This window comes from Streptomyces sp. NPDC055966, assembly GCF_042269865.1.
In the GTDB taxonomy this organism is placed as follows: domain Bacteria; phylum Actinomycetota; class Actinomycetes; order Streptomycetales; family Streptomycetaceae; genus Streptomyces.
Window position 1 is genome coordinate 192,219 of sequence record NZ_JBHJYK010000002.1, and the last position, 19,737, is coordinate 211,955.

The window sequence follows — 19,737 nt, forward strand, 5'->3', positions numbered from 1 at the left end:
GGGCCGTTACTGCCGTAGCATCCTGTCAGGGCCTCCCCGGCTGCGCCAGGCGTCAACGTACGGACCACCAGGCACAGTTGGCCCGCCTCGGCCCGTACGGGGCCACCGAGGCACCTCGGAGGCGAAGGAGCCCTGAAAGAGGGGACGAGATGAAGCATCGCGGCAGACACCGCCGGCGCAGACGCGGCGCCGCGCTGCGCGCGGTCCTGGCCGGGACCGCGCTGGCGCTCACCGCGGCCGCGACCCTGATCAGCGCCTCCCAGGCGGATGTCACCGACAGCCCGGGCGCGCTCAAGCCGCTCTCCTCCCCCGCCGACACCGGCCGGCTGCGCCTGCAGGAACATCTCGTCCCCGCCCGTACGCTGGACCGGCTGTCCGCGTCGATGGGCACCCCGGTCGGCGTGGCCGACGTCCTCGCGAGCGCCGACCGCGAGATGAACGAGTCCGCCCGCTGCTCCTCCGCCGACCGCTCCTCCCTGCCCGTCGCCCCGGCCGTCGCCCGCGCCTACTGCTGGGACCCGGCGGATGCCGCGACCGCCTGGCGGCCGGCGTCGGTGACGACCTCCGGGGACGCCGACGACGACGGCGTCTGGGGCACGCACCGGGTGCTCCTCGCGGGCTGGACCCACAGCACCACCGCCGGCCGCACCGCGGAGCGCGGCCTCGCCCGGGTCGCCTTCGTGAACGCCGACGACCCCGCCCGTCTCTCCTACCGCTGGGTGCTGCTGGTGCTGCCGGTCGACGGCGGCCGGAACTACCGGGGCCTGGTCTCCGGGGTCTCCGGCATGGTCTGGTACCAGGACAAGCTGCTGGTCACCGCGAGGAGCGGCGGCGCCGACGCGCTCTATGTCTACGACCTCGACCGCATCCAGCGCACCGACGTCGACGGGCCCGCGATCGGCAGGGTGCCCGGCGGCTGGTCCGCGGACGGCTACCGGTACGTGATGCCCGCGGTCGCCTCCTACCGCTTCACCGCCGGGCGCTGCGCCGCCGACGGGCCGCCGTGCCCCGGCGCGCTCGCCCTGGACCGGAGCACGGCGCCCGACAGCCTGGTCGCCGCGGAGTGGACGGCGCCCGGCGGCGATCATCCGGCCCGGCTGTGGCGGTACGCCTTCAGCACGGATCCCGCGCGCGGCGGGCTGCTCGCCACGGACGCCGCGGGCCGGGTTAACGCGGTGGAGGAGTACCGGACCCGGGCGGCCGGGATCCGGGGCGTGCTGTCGTACCGGGAGCCCGGCGCGACCCGTCCGTCCTGGTATGTGGGACGCCTGCCCGGCTCGCGGGACGGACACGGCGGGCTGTGGCGGCAGGACCTCACGGGCGCGAGGGCGGCCCAGTGCGGGGCGGACGCCTCGCACCGCTGCTGGGCCGAGGAGGCGGGCTCGCTGTCGTACTGGCAGGAGACCGGCGAGGTCTGGTCGCTGTCGGACCGGATGCTCTTCGCCCTGCCGCTGGCCGACCTGGACCGCTCGTCGGACTGATCGCGCACCCCGGGTCCGCGGCGGCGGGCCGCTGCCGGAGCGAGCTCCCTTCCTCCCTGGCCGCACGCGGGGCGACCAGGTCGATCGACAGATCCGCGGCGGGATGATTCCCTGGCCCGCATGAGCAGCGTCCCCGTCACCACCTGGTCCCTGGAGCAGACGTCCCCGGCCGATCTCCTGCCCGCCGCCGCACCGGAGGGCGACGACGTCCGGATCGTCCGCGCCACGGCCCCCTCCCCCGAGTTCAGCCGCTTCCTGTACGCCTCGGTCGGCGGCGACATCCGCTGGACCGACCGGCTGAGCTGGCCGTACACCGTGTGGCAGGAGTACCTGGCGCGACCCGGGGTGGAGACCTGGGTGGCCTACGACCGCGGTACGCCCGCCGGTTACGTGGAGCTGGCGGCACAGGACGAGGGCGTGGTGGAGATCGTCTACTTCGGGCTGATCCCCGCCTTCCGCGGCCGGCGCATCGGCGGTCATCTGCTGTCGTACGGCACGGCCCGCGCCTGGGACCTGGCGGAGCGGTGGCCGGGGCGGGCGCCGACGAAGCGGGTGTGGCTGCACACGTGCAGCAAGGACGGCGAGTTCGCCCTGGACAACTACCGGCGGCGGGGCTTCACGCTGTTCGACACGAAGGTCGAGCTGGAGCCGGAGACGGCGACGCCCGGTCCGTGGCCGGGGGCGTACCCCGCCTGAGCCCGTCCGGCGCCCGTCCGGCGCCCGTACCTCCGCATACCCGGCCCGACCTGCCGGGACAAGGCTTCGGCGGCGCATGTGAGCGACGACACCCTTGTTCCATATTTCGGGACAAGGATGTCCGCATGATGGATAAAGCTGGACTGTGTCCAGATCGCCGTGACACGCTTCCGCCATGTCTGGAACTGGAATTGCCTTGGTGAGTCGGCGGCACGTCGACCTCGGCCGCATGTCCAGCGCCATCTGTCCGGCGAGCTGAGCTCACCAGCACCGCCGCACTTCCCCGCACCTGATTTCTGCCGCGCAATGCCGCGCGAGCATGCCCGCATGCGCGCTCATGCGCAGGTCAGAGCCCCCTTCCCGCCTGTCCCGAAGGACGTAGAACCATGGCCGCCACCCCACAGAACCCCGCCGCCTCCGCGCCGCGCCGCAAGGTGAGCCGTCACCGCGGCGAGGGTCAGTGGGCCGCGGGGCACTTCACCCCGCTCAACGGGAACGAGCAGGTCAAGAAGGACGACGACGGTCTCAATGTGCGGACACGCATTGAGACGATCTATTCCAAGCGCGGTTTCGACTCGATCGACCCGAGCGATCTGCGCGGCCGGATGCGCTGGTGGGGTCTGTACACCCAGCGCAAGCCCGGGATCGACGGCGGCAAGACCGCGGTGCTGGAGCCGGAGGAGCTGGACGACCGCTACTTCATGATGCGGGTGCGCATCGACGGCGGCGCCCTCACCACGCGGCAGCTGCGCGTGATCGGCGAGATCTCGCAGGAGTTCGCGCGCGGCACCGCCGACATCACCGACCGGCAGAACGTCCAGTACCACTGGATCCAGATCGAGAACGTGCCCGAGATCTGGGAGCGGCTGGAGGGCGTGGGCCTGTCCACCGTGACCGCCTGCGGCGACACCCCGCGTGTGATGATCGGCTCCCCGGTGGCGGGCATCGCCGAGGACGAGATCATCGACGCCACCCCGGCCCTGGAGGAGATGAAGCGCCGGGTGCTGAACAACCCGGCCTACTCGAACCTCCCCCGCAAGTTCAAGACGGCCATCTCCGGCTCGCCGCTGATGGACGTCGTGCACGAGATCAACGACGTGGCCTTCGTCGGCGTACGGCACCCCGAGCACGGCCCGGGCTTCGACGTCTGGGTCGGCGGCGGTCTGTCCACCAACCCCAAGCTGGGCGTGCGGCTCGGCGCCTGGGTGCCGCTGGAGGAGGTCGCGGACGTCCACGAGGGCGTCGTCTCGATCTTCCGTGACTACGGCTACCGCCGGCTGCGCAACCGGGCCCGGCTGAAGTTCCTCGTCGCGGACTGGGGCGCGGAGAAGTTCCGTCAGGTGCTGGAGGACGAGTACCTGGGCGGACGCAAGCTGATCGACGGGCCCGCCCCCGAGCAGCCGGCCCAGCAGTGGCGCGACCACATCGGCGTGCACCGGCAGAAGGACGGCCGGTTCTACGTCGGTTTCGCCCCGCGGGTCGGCCGGGTCGACGGCGCCACGCTGACGAAGATCGCCGACCTCGCCGAGGCGCACGGCTCCGGCCGGGTCCGCACCACGGTCGAGCAGAAGATGATCGTCCTCGACGTCGACGAGGACAAGGTCGAGTCGCTGGTCGAAGGGCTCGACGCGCTGGACCTCACCGCCCGGCCGTCCTCCTTCCGGCGCGGCACCATGGCCTGCACCGGCATCGAGTTCTGCAAGCTCGCGATCGTCGAGACCAAGCAGCGCGGCTCGACGCTGATCGACGAACTGGAGCGCCGTCTGCCGGACTTCGACGAGCCGCTCACCATCAACCTCAACGGCTGCCCGAACGCCTGCGCCCGGATCCAGGTCGCGGACATCGGCCTCAAGGGCCAGCTGGTCCTGAACGACCGGGGCGAGCAGGTCGAGGGCTACCAGGTGCACCTCGGCGGCGCCCTCGGTCTGGAGGCCGGCTTCGGCCGCAAGGTGCGCGGCCTGAAGGTCACCGCGGAGGAACTGCCCGACTACATCGAGCGGGTGCTGAAGCGCTTCCAGGCCGAGCGCGAGAACGGCGAGCGGTTCGCCGCCTGGGCCGCCCGCGCCTCCGAGGAGGCCCTGTCATGAGCGAGCGCGCCGCGCCTTTCTACTGCCCCTACTGCGGTGACGAGGACCTGCGTCCGCACGAGGAGGGTCACGGCGCCTGGGAATGCGGGGCGTGCAACCGCGCATTCCAGCTGAAGTTCCTCGGGCTGCTGGCCCGGGGGCTCCAGCGGGCCGACCACGGAGGGGATGACCGGACATGACGACGGCTCAGGAAGAGCGTAAGGCCGAGGAGTTGAAGGCGCTCGCCGAGCAGGCGGGCCGGGACCTGGAGGGCGCCTCCGCGCTGGAGATCCTCCAGTGGGCGGTGGACACCTTCGGCCCCGGCTTCTGCGTCACCTCGTCCATGGAGGACGCGGTGGTCGCCCATCTCGCCTCCCGGGTGCGCAAGGGCGTGGATGTCGTCTTCCTCGACACCGGCTACCACTTCGAGGAGACCATCGGCACCCGGGACGCCGTCGAGGCCGTGATGGACGTCAACGTCATCACGCTCACCCCGAGGCAGACGGTCGCCGAGCAGGACGCCGAGTACGGACCGAAGCTGCACGACCGCGACCCCGACCTGTGCTGCGCGCTGCGCAAGGTGCGGCCGCTTGAGGAGGGCCTGAAGGGCTACCGGGCCTGGGCGACCGGCCTGCGCCGCGACGAGTCCCCGACCCGGGCGAACACCCCGGTGGTCGGCTGGGACGAGAAGCGGCAGAAGGTCAAGATCTCCCCGATCGCCCGCTGGACGCAGGACGACGTGGACGCCTACGTCGCCGAACACGGCGTCCTCACCAACCCGTTGCTGACGGACGGATACGCCTCCATCGGCTGCGCCCCCTGCACCCGCCGGGTCCTCGCGGGCGAGGACGCGCGGGCCGGCCGCTGGGCGGGCCGCGCCAAGACCGAGTGCGGACTGCACGGATGACGAACGACTCGAACGACTCGACCCAGGAGAACCACGTGACGACCGGGGCCACCGTCTGGCTCACGGGTCTGCCGAGCGCCGGCAAGACCACCATCGCGTACGAGCTGGCCGGCCGGCTGCGCGGCGAGGGCCACCGCGTCGAGGTGCTCGACGGCGACGAGATCCGCGAGTTCATCTCGGCCGGCCTCGGCTTCAGCCGCGCGGACCGGCACACCAACGTGCAGCGCATCGGCTTCGTCGCCGAACTGCTCGCCCGCAACGGCGTCACGGCGCTGGTGCCGGTGATCGCGCCGTACGCGGACAGCCGGGAGGCGGTGCGCAAGCGGCACGCCGAGAACACCACGCCGTACCTGGAGATCCACGTGGCGACCCCGGTCGACGTGTGCAGCGTCCGCGACGTGAAGGGGCTGTACGCCAAGCAGGCCGCGGGCGAGCTGACCGGGCTCACCGGGGTCGACGACCCCTACGAGGAGCCCGAGACCCCGGATCTGCGGATCGAGTCGCAGAACCAGACCGTGCAGGAGTCCGCCGCGTCGGTGTACGCCCTGCTGAGCGAGAGGGGACTGGCATGACGACCGTCGCCACGGTGAAGGACGGTACGGGCAGCCCGTACGCCCTGTCGCATCTGGACGCGCTGGAGTCCGAGGCGGTGCACATCTTCCGTGAGGTGGCGGGCGAGTTCGAGAACCCGGTGATCCTGTTCTCCGGGGGCAAGGACTCCATCGTCATGCTGCACCTGGCGCTGAAGGCGTTCGCGCCGGCCACGGTGCCGTTCTCGCTGCTGCATGTGGACACGGGACACAACTTCCCGGAGGTCCTTGAGTACCGGGACCGTGTGGTGGCCGCCCATGGGCTGCGCCTCCATGTGGCCTCCGTCCAGGACTACATCGACCGGGGTGTGCTGAAGGAACGTCCCGACGGCACCCGTAACCCGCTGCAGACGCTGCCGCTGACGGAGAAGATCCAGAGCGAGAAGTTCGACGCGGTCTTCGGCGGCGGGCGCCGTGACGAGGAGAAGGCCCGCGCCAAGGAGCGGGTGTTCTCGCTGCGCGACGAGTTCTCCCAGTGGGACCCGCGCCGCCAGCGCCCCGAGCTGTGGAACCTGTACAACGGGCGGCACGCCCCGGGCGAGCACGTCCGGGTCTTCCCGCTGTCCAACTGGACCGAGCTGGACGTGTGGCAGTACATCGAGCGGGAGAAGATCGAGCTGCCGCAGATCTACTTCGCGCACGAGCGCGAGGTGTTCGCGCGGTCGGGCATGTGGCTGACCGCCGGTGAGTGGGGCGGTCCGAAGGACGGCGAGAGGGTCGAGAAGCGGCTCGTGCGCTACCGGACCGTCGGTGACATGTCCTGCACCGGTGCCGTCGACTCCGACGCCACCACGCTGGACGCCGTGATCGCCGAGATCGCCGCCTCCCGGCTCACCGAGCGGGGCGCGACCCGCGCCGACGACAAGCTGTCCGAGGCCGCGATGGAAGACCGCAAGCGCGAGGGGTACTTCTAGCCATGAGCACGACCACGACCGAGGCGCTCTCGGCCACCACCCTGCTGCGGTTCGCCACCGCCGGCTCCGTCGACGACGGCAAGTCCACCCTGGTGGGACGGCTGCTGCACGACTCCAAGTCGGTCCTCGCAGACCAGCTGGAGGCCGTGGAGCGTGCCTCCGCGAGCCGCGGCCAGGACGCGCCGGACCTCGCCCTCCTCACCGACGGCCTGCGCGCCGAGCGGGAGCAGGGCATCACGATCGACGTGGCGTACCGCTACTTCGCCACGCCCCGGCGCCGGTTCATCCTGGCCGACACGCCCGGCCATGTGCAGTACACGCGGAACATGGTCACCGGCGCCTCCACGGCCGAGCTGACGGTGATCCTGGTCGACGCCCGCAACGGCGTGGTCGAGCAGACCCGTCGGCACGCGGCGATCGCCGCGCTGCTGCGCGTGCCGCACGTGGTCCTCGCGGTCAACAAGATGGACCTCGTCGCCTACGAGGAGACGGTGTTCGCGTCGATCGCCGAGGAGTTCACGGCGTACGCGACCGAGCTGGGCGTCCCCGAGGTCACCGCCATCCCGATCTCGGCGCTCGCCGGTGACAACGTGGTGGAGCCGTCCGCGAACATGGACTGGTACGGCGGCCCGACCGTCCTGGAGCACCTGGAGACCGTGCCGGTCAGCCATGACCTGGCGCACTGCCACGCCCGGCTGCCCGTGCAGTACGTGATCCGGCCGCAGACCGCCGCACACCCGGACTACCGGGGCTACGCGGGCCAGATCGCGGCCGGCACCTTCCGGGTCGGCGAACAGGTCACGATCCTGCCGTCCGGCCGGACCACGAGGATCTCCGGCATCGACCTGCTGGGCGAGCCGGTCGACGTGGCGTGGACGACGCAGTCGGTGACCCTGCTGCTCCAGGACGACGTCGACGTCTCGCGCGGCGACCTGATCGTGCCGACCAAGGACGCGCCGGCCACCACCCAGGACGTGGAGGCGACCGTCTGCCACGTGGCGGACGCGCCGCTGACCGTCGGGCACCGGGTGCTGCTCAAGCACGGCACCCGCACGGTCAAGGCGATCGTGAAGGACATCCCGTCCCGGCTCACGCTCGACGACCTGTCCCTGCACCCGCACCCGGGACAGCTCGTCGCCAACGACATCGGCCGGGTGAAGATCCGTACCGCCGAGCCGCTGCCGGTCGACTCCTACGCCGACTCGCGCCGCACCGGCTCCTTCATCCTGATCGACCCGGCCGACGGCACCACGCTCACCGCGGGCATGGTCGGCGAGTCGTTCGCGGCCCCGGAGCCGGTCAAGGACCGGGCCGACGAGGACGGCTGGGACTTCTGACATGACGACGACCGACGTGTACTCGACGTTCGCCAAGGAGGGCGGCCGCGTCGGCAGCGGCGCCCTCGGCAGCGGGCAGGGCGGAGTGGCCCGATGTGTGCGCTGACGTACGCGCACCGCTTGCGCGCCCTCACCCCCCACCGCCGTAGACGAAGACCTGCCGACCTCCCGGCCACGACCTGAGAGACCGTGACCGCCGGGCCTCCGAGAGGAACACCTCCCGTGCCTGCAACAACCGCCTTCCGCCGCAGCCTTGCGGTGATAGCCACGCTCCCCCTCCTCACCCTCGCCGCCTGCGGTTACGGATCCGCGGCGCACAAGGACGACACCGCGAAGGTCGCCGCCGGCGCGAAGAAGATCGACGGACTCGGCTCCGTCAGGATCGGCTACTTCGGCAACCTGACGCACGGCACCGCACTGGTCGCCCGTCAGCAGGGCATCTTCCAGAAGGAACTGGGTGCCACCAAGGCGGACTACGCGCTCTTCAACGCCGGTCCGTCCGAGATCGAGGCGCTGAACTCCGGGTCCATCGACATCGGCTGGATCGGCCCCTCCCCCGCGATCAACGGCTACACCAAGTCGAACGGCAAGAGCCTGAAGATCATCGGCGGTTCGGCGTCCGGCGGGGTGAAGCTGGTCGTCAACCCGAAGAAGATCACGTCCCTCAAGGACGTCAAGGGCAAGAAGATCGCCACCCCGCAGCTGGGCAACACGCAGGACGTGGCGTTCCTCAACTGGATCGCGGAGCAGGGCTGGACGGTCGACGCGCAGAGCGGCAAGGGCGATGTGTCGGTCGTGCGCACCGACAACAAGGTGACCCCGGACGCCTTCGCGAACGGCTCGATCGACGGCGCCTGGGTGCCGGAGCCGACCGCGTCGAAGCTGGTCGCCGAGGGCGGCAAGGTGCTGCTGGACGAGTCGTCGCTGTGGCCGGACAAGAAGTTCGTGATCACGAACATCATCGTGCGGCAGTCGTTCCTGAAGGAGCACCCGAAGGCGGTCGAGGCGGTGCTGAAGGCCTCGGTCGAGGCCAACAAGTGGATCAACGCCAACCCGGACCAGGCGCAGGCGGCGGCGAACAAGCAGCTGGCGGATGACTCCGGCAAGGCGCTGCCGACGAAGGTCCTGGACCCGGCGTGGAAGTCGATCCGGTTCACCGACGACCCGCTGGCCGCCACGCTCGACACCGAGGCGCAGCACGCCGTGAAGGCCGGTCTGCTCAAGCAGCCCGACCTGAAGGGCATCTACGACCTCACGATCCTCAACAAGGTCCTCAAGGCCGAGGGCGCGAGCACGGTCGACGCGGCCGGTCTCGGCACGAGCTGACGCAGGTCTCGACCAGTCCCCAGGAGGTGACGACCATGGCCACGACCTTCGCCAAGGCCGCCGAAACGACGCAGTACGCGGCGCGTCTTGAGCATGTCTCGAAGTCTTTTCCGACTCCGGGCGGGCAGCAGCTCGTGCTGGACGACATCAGCCTCGATGTCGCTCCTGGCGAGTTCGTCACCCTCCTGGGGGCCTCGGGCTGCGGCAAGTCCACGCTGCTGAACCTGGTGGCGGGGCTCGATCGGCCCTCCGCCGGCGCCATCACGACGGACGGGCGCCCGGCCCTGATGTTCCAGGAGCACGCACTGTTCCCGTGGCTGACCGCGGGCAAGAACATCGAACTCGCCCTGAAGCTCCGGGGAGTTGCGAAGCCGGAGCGGCGCGAGCGGGCCGAGGAGCTGCTCGCCCTGGTCCGGCTGAAGGGCGCGCACGGCAAGCGCGTCCACGAGCTGTCGGGCGGCATGCGGCAGCGTGCCGCGCTGGCCCGCGCGCTCGCCCAGGAGAGCAACCTGCTGCTGATGGACGAGCCGTTCTCGGCGCTGGACGCCATCACCCGGGACGTGCTGCACGACGAGCTGACCCGGATCTGGGCGGAGACGGGCCTGTCCGTGCTGTTCGTCACGCACAACGTGCGCGAGGCGGTGCGGCTCGCCCAGCGGGTCGTGCTGCTGTCCTCGCGGCCGGGCCGGATCGCGCGCGAGTGGAGCGTGGACATCCCGCAGCCGCGGCGCATCGAGGACGCCCCCGTCGCCGAACTGTCCCTTGAGATCACCGATGTACTGCGGGGGGAGATCCGCCGTCATGGCCAGCACTGAGACGACGCCGGCCCAGGACGCGCCGGGCCAGGACGCCGGGAGCGTCGAGGCGGGCCTCGACGCGCTGGAGACCACCACCACGGGCCGTCCGCCGTTCCGGCAGACGTTCGTGAACAAGATCCTGCCGCCGATCGTCGCCATCGCGGTGGTCCTGGCGGTGTGGGCCCTGCTGTATCCGGTCGTGAACAACCCGACCAAGCTGCCCTCGCCGGCGGCCGTCGGCGACGCCTTCAAGGAGGCCTGGCTCCAGGGCACGCTGCTCGGCTACATCTGGACCAGCGTCTCGCGCGGTCTGCTCGGCTTCGCGCTGGCCCTGGTCATCGGCACCCCGCTGGGGCTGCTGGTGGCCCGGGCGAAGTTCGTGCGCGCGGCCATCGGCCCGATCCTGTCCGGTCTGCAGTCGCTGCCGTCGGTGGCGTGGGTGCCGCCGGCCGTGATCTGGCTGGGCCTGAACAACTCGATGATGTACGCGGTGATCCTGCTCGGCGCGGTCCCGTCGATCGCCAACGGTCTGGTGTCCGGCGTCGACCAGGTGCCGCCGCTGTTCCTGCGGGCCGGCCGCACGCTGGGCGCGACGGGTCTGAAGGGCGTCTGGCACGTGACGCTGCCCGCCGCGATGCCCGGCTACGTGGCGGGGCTCAAGCAGGGCTGGGCGTTCTCGTGGCGTTCGCTGATGGCCGCCGAGATCATCGCGTCCTTCCCCGATCTGGGCGTGGGCCTCGGCCAGTTGCTGGAGAACGGCCGCAACGCCAGCGACATGGCCATGGTGTTCGAGGCCATCCTGCTCATCCTGTTCGTCGGCGTCGCGATCGACCTGCTGATCTTCAGCCCGCTGGAGCGGTGGGTGCTGCGCAGCCGCGGTCTGCTGGTGAAGGGCTGAGATGCGCGCCCCGGTTCTTCTCGTCATCGCCCACGGCAGCCGCGATCCGCGGCACGCGGCGACCGTGCACGCCCTGGTGGAGCGGGTGCGGTCGCTGCGGCCGGGGCTGCGCGTGGAGACCGGGTTCCTGGACTTCAACGTGCCGTCGGTGCACGGGGTGCTGGAGTCCCTGGCGGCGGAGGGGGTACGGGACGTCGTCGCCCTGCCGCTGCTGCTCACGCGCGCCTTCCACGCGAAGGCCGACATCCCGACCGTGCTGCGGGACGCCCCGGCGCGGCTGCGGATCCGGCAGGCGGACGTGCTCGGCCCGTCGCCGCTGCTGCTGTCCGCGCTGGAACGGCGGCTGTACGAGGCGGGGTTGAGCCCCGCCGACAAGTCCTCGACCGGGGTCGTGCTGGCCTCGGCGGGGTCCTCCGACCCGGAGGCGATCGCAGTGATCGCAGACATCGCGCGGGAGTGGCGGCACACCGGTTGGTGCGCCGTGCGGCCTGCGTTCGCCTCCGCGTCCCTGCCGCGCACCGAGGACGCCGTCGCCGAGCTGCGGGCCCTCGGCTGCGCGCGGGTCGCCGTCGCGCCGTACGTCCTGGCCCCCGGCTTCCTGCCGGACCGCATCGCGCGGGGCGCGGCCGGGGCGGACGTACGGGCGCGGGTGCTGGGTGCCGCGCCGGAGGTGGCGCGGGTGCTGCTGGAGCGCTACGACGCGGCCCGCCGGCCGGCGCTGGCGGCGCTGGGCGCCTGAGCGCACCGGCCGGCGCGGAGGGCACCCGGCCCCGTGGCGGCGGGGCTCCGGCGGGTCACAGGCCGAGGTCGTCCAGGAGTCGCTGGGTGAAGGTGAGGCTGCCGGTGCCGGCGCCCGCCCGGATGGCGATCTCGTTCAGCGAGGAGCGGATCCGGCCCAGGTTGGGCGGCAGGCCGTCCTCCATGGACTGCTCGAACTGACGCTGGATGATCACGCCGTACTCGGCGATGCCCGGGTATTCGGCCTGCAGCGCGGCGGTGAGCCGCTCCGCGACGGCCATGAGGGTCTCCAGATCCGGCGGTGTGCCGTCGCCGAGGCTGATGCGGCCGCGGCCGCCGTAGCCGTAGGTGGTCATGTCCTGGCCTCGCTTCTGGCCCGCAGGGGCCGTGAGGGGAGCTTGAGTGAGGGGGAGGGACCGCTGACGTTACCGACGTCGCGGGGGCCCGTCGGACGGGCGGGAGGCCGGGCGGTCACGGTAGTGCGGAGTGGGCCGAAAATCGCCACCCATCCGGGTGATCGGTATCCGTTGACCGGGCCCCGCGGGCCGGTGACGCGCGGGGGGCCGGGCGCGTGGCGCGGGGTGGGTGCCGCGCTGTGCGCGGTGCCGGTGCTGTGCGCCCCGCTCATCCGTCCCCTCGCTCCGTTCCGCTCCGGCCGTTGCTTCCCTCCGGCCGTTCACGCTGTCGACCCTAGGGACAAGCCGATGATTTTGTCGCGAGGTTCGCGGAGCCGGCCCACCGCGGGGTGAAGACGTGGTACAAGGCCTCCGGGTCCGGCGCTCCCCTGTGACGTCGGACCCGGTGGCTCTTCGTTCTGCGCCGGGTGCGGCCCGCGTGTCACAGGTGAGGGCGAACTCCGGGCGCCTCAACGGCGTTTATCGGCCAACCGGCGTCGGGGTCAGTCGAAGCGGAGGGAGCCGGTGCGGGTGCGCTTGAGTTCGAACTGGTCGGGGTGGCGGGCCAGCACCCGGAAACTGTCGAAGAGTTCGGCCGCCTCGGCGCCGCGCGGAACGGCGCGCAGCACCGGTCCGAACCACACCGTGCCGTCGACGTGCGGGGTGGGCGTGCCGACGTAGCCGCCCGTCTCCCGCTCGGTCCCGGACTCGTGGCTGCGGCGCACGGCTTCGTCGTACGGCCGGGTCGTGCGCGGCGGCCGCGAGGCCTGCGGGGAGCCCGAGTTCGGCCGGCGACTCGGCGACGACCGCGTCGAAGTCCTCGATGTCGCGCTCGTGGATCCGGGTGCCGAACGCGGTGCAGAGACCGCGCAGCACCTTCTCGCCGTGCCGCTCGGCCGCGGCCACCGCGACCCGCACCGGGCCGATCGAACGGTCCACCAGGTCCCGGTACCGGTCGGGGAGTTCGTTGCCGGTGTTGTGCAGGTACAGGCTCATCGCCCGGAACCGGAGGTCGAGCGGGCGCAGCCGCTCGACCTCAAGCGGCCAGCGGGAGGTGGTCCAGACAGTGACGCCAGTGGGTCATGGGTGCCCGGTCCCGGCCCATTCACCTCTCCCTTTCATGGTCCAGTCGGCGTGTCCTTCCCGTCCTCGGCCTCGTCCGCCCTGCGCACCAGCTCGGCGACCGGCATCGAGCCGGCGGCCCGGTGCTCGCGGGCGAAGCGGCCCGCGAGGCGCTGGAGCAGTTCGTTCAGCGGGGTCGGCACGCCGTGCAGCCGGCCGAGCAGGACGATCTCGCCGTTGAGGTAGTCCGCCTCGATGGTGCCGGTGCCGCGGGCGAGGGACTGCCAGGAGGAGCCGCCGCCGCGCGGGGCGCCGTCCAGCGGCACCAGGGTCACCTTGTCGCCGCGCGCCGCGCGCTGTTCCTCCGCGCTCGCGTGCGCGATACCGGCGGCGTCGAGTACGGCCTCGCCCTCGGCGCGCACGCGCGCGAGCAGGGCGTGTGCGGCCTCGTCGGCGGCGGGGCCGCACAACGCCTCGAAGGCGGTGCCGAGGTTCCAGAGCAGCTTCGCGTACTGCCAGCGGGCCACGTCCGGCACCACGGGTGCCTCGAAGCGGGCGTCCGCGAGGTCGGCGGCGATACGGCGGGCGGTGTCGTCGGTGCCGTGCGGCAGGCGGCCGAGGTGCAGGACACCGGTGAGCGGGCGGCCGGCGGCTGAGACGACACCGGGCTCCACGAAGGCCGAGGGCAGCCAGACGCAGACGCCGTACACGTGCCGGAAGCGGCGCAGTGCGAGCCGTCCGCCCTCCACGCCGTTCTGGAGGGACACGAGCGGCAGCCTCCGCGCCGCCGTACCGCCGCCCGCGACGGGCACGTCGGCCCAGGTCTCCAGCGCGGCGACGGTGTCCTGCGTCTTCACGGCGAGGAGGAGGACGTCGTCGGCGCGCAGCTCGCCGAGCGGGCCGGGACCGTCGACGACGGGCAGCCGGTGCCTCGACTCTCCTTCCGGGACGAGCAGTCGGAGCCCGTGTGCGGCGAGCTCCGCGAGGTGTCTGCCGCGGGCCACGAGGACGACCTCGCGCCCGGCCTGGGCGAGCCGCCCGCCGACGCTTCCGCCGACCGCTCCCGCCCCGATGATGATGTAGCGCATGGGGCGAGCCTCGCACACGCGTGCCCGGCCGCGTCATGCCGGTGGTGCCGTCAACTCCACCAGTTTCACCACGGTGTTCCAGTTCCGGCTGGTGGCGATCAGCCCCTTGGTCGGGCGGGTGCGGGCGAGCGCCTCGGCGAGCTTGGAGCGGCCGAGACCGTCCGGGGCGTACAGGTACAGACAGCGGTCGCCGAGCCGGAACTCCTCGGGGAGGTGGGCGCTTCGGTCGATCCCGGCGTAGCGCTCCGCGGTGACGGGCGCGGAGAAGTACGTGACGTGCAGTTGCTTCGGCGCGAGGTCGGCGGCCGGGAACGGGCAGGCCTCGGCGACGGCCTTCAGATAGGCGTGCTCGCGCACGAGCACGTCGACGGGGAAGCCGAAGCGCTCCTCGATCGCCCGGCTCAGCTGCGCCGCCAGCGACTCCTCGTCGCCCTGTTCCGCGCCGAACACGGCCTGGCCGCTTTGCAGATAGGTCTGTACGCCCGTGTGGCCGAGGCCGGTCAGCAGGGCGCGCAGGTCGGCCATGGGCAGCTTCTTGGCGCCGCCGACGTTGATGCCGCGCAACAGCGCCGCGTAGGTCGTCATCGGGCCAGCGTAGAACGGCCGTCGTGCCCCGTGGGGGTGGGCACGACGGCCGGCCCGCACGAGGCGGACTGCGCGAAACTCTGGCCGATGGGCGGGTGCCGGAGCAACCTCTCCACGCAGCTGTGACTTGTTCAACAAGCTTCTGTAATCACAAATCTGTGCGCTGACGGCGGATCGGACATCCCTCGTTCTACGCCGCCTGTCCCTGTGCGCCGGCGCGTCGGGCCAGCTCCGCCTCGATGAGGTCGGCCGCCCGGCGGGTGCCGCCCTCCTGGGCCGTCTCGGCCTGGACCGCCCTCAGGCGGCGGGCCACCTCCGGGTCGCCCACCAGGGCGAGGGCGGTCTCGCGCAGGCGGTCGGCGGTGGCCTCCTCGGTGTCCAGCCGCCGGGCGACGCCGAGGGCCACCAGCATGTCGGCGTTGCCGAACTGGTCGACGGCCTGCGGTACGGCGATCATCGGGGTGGCCGTGGCGAGGCCCTCCTGGCTACCGCCGGCGCCCGCGTGTGTGACGAACAGGTCCGCCTGCTTCAGGATCGCCAACTGCGGTACCCAGTCGCGCACTTCGACATTGGCCGGTACGTCGCCCAGGTCGGCGGCGGAGACATGGCGGCCGACCTGGAGCACCAGGTGCCAGCCGGGCAGGTCCCCGAAGGCGCGGACGCACGCGCGGTAGAACCCGGGCTGCTTGGTGAAGGCCGAGCCCAGGGACACCAGCGCGACCTTGTCCACGCCGGCCGGCCGCTGCCAGTCGCCCTGGCCGGCGCGGTCGCCCTGGCAGGCGCCGACGAAGGTGTGGACCCGCTCGTCGACCCGGTCGGCGTTCGGCTGGAGGGCCTTCGGGATCAGCACGATCGAGCGGGCCGGGCGTCCGGCGAACGGGTCCGGGTGCTGGTCGATCCCGTTCTCCTTCAGCCAGGCCTCGAACCGGGCGTAGTACGCCTGCCCGCGCGCCGTCTTCCTGGGCTCCGCCCACATCGGCTCGGCGACCTCCTTCTCGTACCCCTCCCAGGCGACGAGGTTCGGCGAGAGGGAGATCGCCGGGACGCCCCAGCGGTGGGCGAGGACGCGGGCCGGATAGGAGGCGATGTCGTGCAGCACGAGGTCGGGCTCGTCGCCGGCGTAGGCCTCGATGAGCTGGGGAAGCGCCTGGACGGCGTCCGCGAGGAACGGCTCCACGTTGTCCAGGAGCGTCGTCCCCCAGGCCGACGGGTCGGCGCCGGGTGCGGGCAGCGTGGAGGTGTACGGGACGGGCCGGGCCCCGGTCTCGGCCACCTTCTCGGCGAACACCGGGGGGATGGCGTACGTGACCCGGTGGCCCCGTGCGACGAGTTCCCGGATCACCTCCAGGCTGGGGTTCACGTGGCCGTGCTGGGCGATCGAGAACATGGCGATGTGTGCGGAGCTGGTCATGCCCCAGAGGCTAGACGAGACGTTGCGTCTCGCCCAAATGGTTTTCCCGGCCCGGAGGCGAGGTGACGCAGGTTCTCGTCGAGGATGTCGGCGTCCGGGTTGTATACGAGCCGCCCCAGCAGGTCCTGGAAGTTCAGGGCGCCGGTCCAGTGGGTGGCCCGGGTGCGGCCCGACTGGGCGTCGGTGAACGCCCGGGGTCGCGTCGAGGGACCGCGCACCCGGCCCGGCACGCCACCCGACCTGTGCGAATGCGAGACTGACCGGGGAGACGACCGCACGGAGGCACGATGGACGAGGGACGGGCACGGGACGTACTGGCCGCGGCGGGGGTGCTGCCGGGACGGGCCGGGGACGCGCGGCTGCTCGCCCTCGGGGAGAACGCGGTCTTCGCCGCCGGCGACCTGGTCGTGAAGGTGGGCCGGGACGCCGAGTTGCTGGAGCGGGCCCGGCGCGAGCTGGACATCGCCGGCTGGCTGGCCGAGGCGGGCGTGCCGGCGGTGCGGGCGGCCGAGCCGAAGCCGCGGCTGACCGAGGGGCACCCGGTGACCGTGTGGCACCGGCTGCCGGAGCCGGTACGGCCCGCCGAGCCGCGCGATCTGGCGGAGCTGCTGCGGATCGTGCACGCACTTCCCTCTCCTCCTTTCGCCCTGCCGCCGCGCGAGCTGCTGGGCGGTGTCGAGCGCTGGCTGCGGCTCGCGGGGGACGCGATCGACCCCGAGGACGCGGCCTACCTCCGCGCACGCCGGGACGGTTTCGCGGCGGCCGCGGCCGCGCTGACGGCCCATCTGCCGCCGGGCCCCGTCCACGGCGACGCCCTGCCCCGCAATGTGCACATCGGGCCCGACGGACCGGTCCTGGTCGACCTGGAGACCTTCTCCGCCGACCTGCGCGAGCACGATCTGGTGGTCATGGCCCTCTCCCGTGACCGGTACGGGCTGCCCGCCGAGGCGTACGACTCCTTCACCGAGGCGTACGGCTGGGACGTACGGGAGTGGGCGGGCTGCTCGGTCCTGCGCGGCGCCCGGGAGACGGCGAGCTGCGCCTGGGTGGCCCAGCACGCCGCGAGCAACCCGAAGGCGCTGGCCGAGTTCCGCAGGCGGGTGGCGTCGCTGCGGGACGGGGACGAGTCGGTGCGCTGGTATCCGTTCTGAGCGTGCCGCAGCAACGAGCGCAGCGTGTCGCGGGGTTGCCGCGGGGCGATCGCTACGCGGGGCGGCTCTCGGCCAACTCCCGCAGCGGCCAGGCCCCGTCCACCACGGCCTCCGCATCCCCCTTGCGGCGCAGGAACGCCTGGAAGTCCGCCGCCCACTGCGCGTACCACTCGATCTGGCGGCCGTGCAGGTCCGCCGGGCTCAGGGACGCGATCTTCGGGTGGCGGTCGGCTATCGCGCCGGCCAGGCGGGCCGCGGCGAGGGCGTCGGCCGCGGCGTCGTGGGCCCGGTCGAGGACTATGCCGTACTCGGCGCAGACCGCTTCCAGATTCCGCTTGCCGCGGCGGTAGCGGTCGACCCAGCGGTCGATCGTGTAGGGGTCGACGACCGGGGCGGGCGGGGTGCCGCCGAGGCGGTCGGCGAGGGACGGCAGGCCGTGGCGGCGCAGTTCGGCCGAGAGCAGGGTGAGGTCGAAGGCCGCGTTGTAGGCGACGACCGGGACGCCCGCCTTCCAGTACCCGCTCAGGGCCTCGGCGAGGGCGTCGGCCACCTGGTCGGCGGGCCGGCCCTCGGCCACGGCGCGCGCCGTGCTGATGCCGTGCACCGCCACCGCGTCGGCCGGGATCTCCACCCCGGGATCGGCCAGCCATTCCCGGCGCCCCACGGGCTCCCCGGCCCTGACCTCGATCACCGCACCGGTGACGATGCGTGCCTCGTGCGGATCCGTGCCGGTCGTCTCCAGATCGAAGCCGATCAGCAGCTCACGGTGCCAGCCCATGGCGGCCCCCCTTCTCGGTGGTGCTTTCCCCCAGTGGCCTCCACCCTCGCACGCGGCACTGACAACCCGAGGACGGGATTCCGCTTACCCCGACGGACAGTTCAGGACACAGGGCGCGAATCCGCCCAGGACAGCTCGAATTCCTCCCGGTATGTCGGGAAGAGCCCGGCTTCACTGACGTCGTCCGACTTCACCAGCTTGCTGCCGTTGCGCAGCACGAGCACCGGCGACTCCATCCCCCGGGCGCCGCGCAGATAGGACTGCACCACGGCGATGCCGTCGGCGCCGTCGCCGTCCACCAGGTAGGCGGTGAAGCGGGGCGTCTCGTCGTACACCTGGATCTCGAAGGCGCCGGGGTCGCGCAGCCGGGAGCGCACCCGGCGCATGTGCAGGATGTTCATCTCGACCGAGCGGCTCAGCTCGCCCCGCTTCATGCCCAGTTCGCGCTCGCGGCGCTTGACCGCGCTGGAGGCCGGGTTGAGGAACAGCAGCCGTACCCGGCAGCCGGACTCGGCGAGGCGGATCAGGCGGCGCCCGGAGAAGTTCTGCACCAGCAGGTTGAGGCCGATGCCGGTGGCGTCGAGGCGGCGGGCGCCGGCGAAGAGGTCCTCGGCGGGGAACTGGCGCATGAGCCGCACCCGGTCGGCGTGGACGGCGACCACGTCGGCGTACCGGTCGCCGACCAGGTCCTCGACCGCGTCGACGGGCAGCCGGCGCGCGGAGGGGACGTCCCCGCCCGCGCCGAGCATCTCCAGGAGGCGGGCCGAGGCCCGCTCGGCCTGGCTCAGCACCGTCTCGGACAGGGCCCGGTTGCGGGAGACGACGTTGCGGGTCACCTCCAGCTCGTCCAGGGCGAGTTCGAGGTCGCGGCGCTCGTCGAAGTACGGCTCGAAGCACGGCCAGTGCTGCACCATCAGCTCGCGCAGCTGCGGCAGGGTCAGGAAGCTGAGCACGTTGTCGTCGGCCGGATCGAGCAGATAGCCCTTTCGGCGGCTGACCTCGCGGACGGCGACCGCGCGCTGCACCCACTCCTGCCCGGCGGGTCCGGCCGCGGCGACCACCCAGTCGTCCGCGTGGACGGGTTCGTAGATGGGGCGCAGCACGGCGGCCACGACGGCGCGCAGCCGCTGTTCGACGAGGTTCAGCCAGATGTAGGCCCGGCCGGCCCGCTGGGCGCGGGTGCGCACCTCGCGCCAGGCGTCGGCGCCCCAGTCCAGCTCCGGCCCGATGGAGCCCGCGTCCATCGGCCGGGCCAGGGACACCGCGCCGGGCGGGACGTCTGTGGAGTTTCCCTCGTGACCCTCGTCACCAGGGGGCAGCTCCAGCCCTCCCGAGCCCACCCGTGCACCGCCTTCCGCGCTCCGGGGCCTTCCCCGTCTCAACGATCAAGGAAGGGTACTCCGGGAGCGGTCGGGGTTGCAGCCGGATGGACAGGTCGGTTGTCCAACTGTTTTCCTCAACTCGACCTGTGCCGACGGTCATTCGACGGCCCTGTGTCACGGGGAGTGAGCGGATTC

Annotated in this window: 20 protein-coding genes and 1 pseudogene; 14 read left to right on the top strand and 7 right to left on the bottom strand. The window is 72.3% G+C overall.

Annotated elements, in window-relative coordinates:
- The first annotated feature begins 149 nt into the window (after positions 1–149).
- The 13 genes from ACFC8N_RS05165 (at position 150) to ACFC8N_RS05225 (ending at position 11,751) form a co-directional block, all read left to right on the top strand.
- Complete coding sequence (locus tag ACFC8N_RS05165) at positions 150–1,481, top strand: hypothetical protein (protein ID WP_376286569.1); 1,332 nt, start codon at positions 150–152, stop codon at positions 1,479–1,481.
- A 120-nt stretch (positions 1,482–1,601) separates the two neighbouring features.
- A complete protein-coding gene (locus tag ACFC8N_RS05170; RefSeq protein WP_356021878.1) occupies positions 1,602–2,177 on the top strand; it encodes a GNAT family N-acetyltransferase in 576 nt (191 codons plus the stop codon).
- Positions 2,178–2,352: 175 nt separating this feature from the next.
- Entirely contained in the window at positions 2,353–2,436 is an 84-nt protein-coding gene (locus tag ACFC8N_RS05175; RefSeq protein ID WP_309486338.1) for a putative leader peptide, read from the top strand.
- Between the two features lie 127 nt (positions 2,437–2,563).
- Positions 2,564–4,264, top strand: a complete 1,701-nt coding sequence (locus ACFC8N_RS05180) for a nitrite/sulfite reductase (RefSeq protein WP_356021877.1) — start codon at positions 2,564–2,566, stop codon at positions 4,262–4,264.
- Positions 4,261–4,443, top strand: coding sequence for a hypothetical protein (locus tag ACFC8N_RS05185; protein ID WP_356021875.1), 183 nt, complete (start codon positions 4,261–4,263; stop codon positions 4,441–4,443). Before ACFC8N_RS05180 ends, ACFC8N_RS05185 begins: the two co-directional genes overlap by 4 nt.
- Positions 4,440–5,150, top strand: coding sequence for a phosphoadenylyl-sulfate reductase (locus tag ACFC8N_RS05190; RefSeq protein WP_376286574.1), 711 nt, complete (start codon positions 4,440–4,442; stop codon positions 5,148–5,150). The genes ACFC8N_RS05185 and ACFC8N_RS05190 overlap by 4 nt, the downstream gene beginning before the upstream one ends.
- A 35-nt stretch (positions 5,151–5,185) precedes the next feature.
- The gene (gene cysC, locus ACFC8N_RS05195) at positions 5,186–5,722 is read left to right on the top strand and encodes an adenylyl-sulfate kinase (RefSeq protein ID WP_376287109.1); all 537 of its coding nucleotides are present in this window, start codon (positions 5,186–5,188) and stop codon (positions 5,720–5,722) included.
- Positions 5,719–6,654, top strand: coding sequence for a sulfate adenylyltransferase subunit CysD (gene cysD, locus ACFC8N_RS05200; protein ID WP_376286577.1), 936 nt, complete (start codon positions 5,719–5,721; stop codon positions 6,652–6,654). The genes cysC and cysD overlap by 4 nt, the downstream gene beginning before the upstream one ends.
- Before the next feature lie 2 nt (positions 6,655–6,656).
- Positions 6,657–7,991, top strand: a complete 1,335-nt coding sequence (locus tag ACFC8N_RS05205) for a sulfate adenylyltransferase subunit 1 (RefSeq protein WP_376286580.1) — start codon at positions 6,657–6,659, stop codon at positions 7,989–7,991.
- A 222-nt stretch (positions 7,992–8,213) separates the two neighbouring features.
- Positions 8,214–9,317, top strand: a complete 1,104-nt coding sequence (locus ACFC8N_RS05210) for an aliphatic sulfonate ABC transporter substrate-binding protein (protein ID WP_362821161.1) — start codon at positions 8,214–8,216, stop codon at positions 9,315–9,317.
- A gap of 35 nt (positions 9,318–9,352) precedes the next feature.
- Positions 9,353–10,132 carry an ABC transporter ATP-binding protein gene (locus tag ACFC8N_RS05215; protein WP_356021863.1) on the top strand — a complete coding sequence of 260 codons (780 nt, stop codon included), beginning with the start codon at positions 9,353–9,355 and terminating at the stop codon, positions 10,130–10,132.
- Positions 10,119–11,012, top strand: a complete 894-nt coding sequence (locus ACFC8N_RS05220) for an ABC transporter permease (RefSeq protein ID WP_356021861.1) — start codon at positions 10,119–10,121, stop codon at positions 11,010–11,012. Before ACFC8N_RS05215 ends, ACFC8N_RS05220 begins: the two co-directional genes overlap by 14 nt.
- Before the next feature lies 1 nt (position 11,013).
- Positions 11,014–11,751: a sirohydrochlorin chelatase gene (locus ACFC8N_RS05225; RefSeq protein ID WP_376286584.1), complete on the top strand. Its 738-nt coding sequence runs from the start codon at positions 11,014–11,016 to the stop codon at positions 11,749–11,751.
- Between the two features lie 55 nt (positions 11,752–11,806).
- Here the strand turns inward: ACFC8N_RS05225 and ACFC8N_RS05230 are convergent, their stop codons facing one another.
- The 5 genes and pseudogenes from ACFC8N_RS05230 to mgt form a co-directional block, all read right to left on the bottom strand.
- Positions 11,807–12,106, bottom strand: coding sequence for a hypothetical protein (locus tag ACFC8N_RS05230; protein WP_376286587.1), 300 nt, complete (start codon positions 12,104–12,106; stop codon positions 11,807–11,809).
- Positions 12,107–12,648: 542 nt separating this feature from the next.
- Positions 12,649–13,207 (bottom strand): annotated as a pseudogene (locus ACFC8N_RS05235) (disulfide bond formation protein DsbA); the annotation flags it as partial.
- Between the two features lie 56 nt (positions 13,208–13,263).
- Positions 13,264–14,295, bottom strand: coding sequence for a 2-dehydropantoate 2-reductase N-terminal domain-containing protein (locus ACFC8N_RS05240; RefSeq protein WP_356021856.1), 1,032 nt, complete (start codon positions 14,293–14,295; stop codon positions 13,264–13,266).
- Between the two features lie 33 nt (positions 14,296–14,328).
- Positions 14,329–14,880: a DUF1697 domain-containing protein gene (locus tag ACFC8N_RS05245; RefSeq protein ID WP_362821157.1), complete on the bottom strand. Its 552-nt coding sequence runs from the start codon at positions 14,878–14,880 to the stop codon at positions 14,329–14,331.
- A gap of 190 nt (positions 14,881–15,070) precedes the next feature.
- The gene (mgt, locus tag ACFC8N_RS05250) at positions 15,071–16,291 is read right to left on the bottom strand and encodes a macrolide-inactivating glycosyltransferase (RefSeq protein ID WP_376286590.1); all 1,221 of its coding nucleotides are present in this window, start codon (positions 16,289–16,291) and stop codon (positions 15,071–15,073) included.
- A gap of 287 nt (positions 16,292–16,578) precedes the next feature.
- Here mgt and ACFC8N_RS05255 point away from each other — a divergent pair, with 287 nt between their 5' ends.
- Positions 16,579–17,442 carry a phosphotransferase enzyme family protein gene (locus ACFC8N_RS05255; RefSeq protein ID WP_376286593.1) on the top strand — a complete coding sequence of 288 codons (864 nt, stop codon included), beginning with the start codon at positions 16,579–16,581 and terminating at the stop codon, positions 17,440–17,442.
- 52 nt (positions 17,443–17,494) lie between these two features.
- On the opposite strand, the gene ACFC8N_RS05260 is transcribed toward ACFC8N_RS05255, so the two are convergent.
- Complete coding sequence (locus ACFC8N_RS05260; RefSeq protein WP_376286596.1) at positions 17,495–18,220, bottom strand: 3'-5' exonuclease; 726 nt, start codon at positions 18,218–18,220, stop codon at positions 17,495–17,497.
- A gap of 101 nt (positions 18,221–18,321) precedes the next feature.
- Positions 18,322–19,560 (bottom strand): SAV2148 family HEPN domain-containing protein, encoded by a 1,239-nt coding sequence (locus ACFC8N_RS05265; RefSeq protein WP_356021846.1) that lies wholly within the window; start codon positions 19,558–19,560, stop codon positions 18,322–18,324.
- Between the last annotated feature and the right edge of the window lie 177 nt (positions 19,561–19,737).

What these genes read in the sequence shown, in the direction of transcription:
- ACFC8N_RS05175 (WP_309486338.1), top strand. Translation starts at nt 2,353, where the DNA reads ATGTCTGGAACTGGAATTGCCTTGGTGAGTCGGCGGCACGTCGACCTC.
- ACFC8N_RS05225 (WP_376286584.1), top strand. Translation starts at nt 11,014, where the DNA reads ATGCGCGCCCCGGTTCTTCTCGTCATCGCCCACGGCAGCCGCGATCCG.
- ACFC8N_RS05170 (WP_356021878.1), top strand. Translation starts at nt 1,602, where the DNA reads ATGAGCAGCGTCCCCGTCACCACCTGGTCCCTGGAGCAGACGTCCCCG.
- ACFC8N_RS05240 (WP_356021856.1), bottom strand. Translation starts at nt 14,295, where the DNA reads ATGCGCTACATCATCATCGGGGCGGGAGCGGTCGGCGGAAGCGTCGGC.
- ACFC8N_RS05245 (WP_362821157.1), bottom strand. Translation starts at nt 14,880, where the DNA reads ATGACGACCTACGCGGCGCTGTTGCGCGGCATCAACGTCGGCGGCGCC.
- mgt (WP_376286590.1), bottom strand. Translation starts at nt 16,291, where the DNA reads ATGACCAGCTCCGCACACATCGCCATGTTCTCGATCGCCCAGCACGGC.
- ACFC8N_RS05220 (WP_356021861.1), top strand. Translation starts at nt 10,119, where the DNA reads ATGGCCAGCACTGAGACGACGCCGGCCCAGGACGCGCCGGGCCAGGAC.
- ACFC8N_RS05180 (WP_356021877.1), top strand. Translation starts at nt 2,564, where the DNA reads ATGGCCGCCACCCCACAGAACCCCGCCGCCTCCGCGCCGCGCCGCAAG.
- ACFC8N_RS05190 (WP_376286574.1), top strand. Translation starts at nt 4,440, where the DNA reads ATGACGACGGCTCAGGAAGAGCGTAAGGCCGAGGAGTTGAAGGCGCTC.
- cysD (WP_376286577.1), top strand. Translation starts at nt 5,719, where the DNA reads ATGACGACCGTCGCCACGGTGAAGGACGGTACGGGCAGCCCGTACGCC.
- ACFC8N_RS05205 (WP_376286580.1), top strand. Translation starts at nt 6,657, where the DNA reads ATGAGCACGACCACGACCGAGGCGCTCTCGGCCACCACCCTGCTGCGG.
- ACFC8N_RS05255 (WP_376286593.1), top strand. Translation starts at nt 16,579, where the DNA reads ATGGACGAGGGACGGGCACGGGACGTACTGGCCGCGGCGGGGGTGCTG.
- ACFC8N_RS05260 (WP_376286596.1), bottom strand. Translation starts at nt 18,220, where the DNA reads ATGGGCTGGCACCGTGAGCTGCTGATCGGCTTCGATCTGGAGACGACC.
- ACFC8N_RS05215 (WP_356021863.1), top strand. Translation starts at nt 9,353, where the DNA reads ATGGCCACGACCTTCGCCAAGGCCGCCGAAACGACGCAGTACGCGGCG.
- ACFC8N_RS05165 (WP_376286569.1), top strand. Translation starts at nt 150, where the DNA reads ATGAAGCATCGCGGCAGACACCGCCGGCGCAGACGCGGCGCCGCGCTG.
- ACFC8N_RS05185 (WP_356021875.1), top strand. Translation starts at nt 4,261, where the DNA reads ATGAGCGAGCGCGCCGCGCCTTTCTACTGCCCCTACTGCGGTGACGAG.
- ACFC8N_RS05230 (WP_376286587.1), bottom strand. Translation starts at nt 12,106, where the DNA reads ATGACCACCTACGGCTACGGCGGCCGCGGCCGCATCAGCCTCGGCGAC.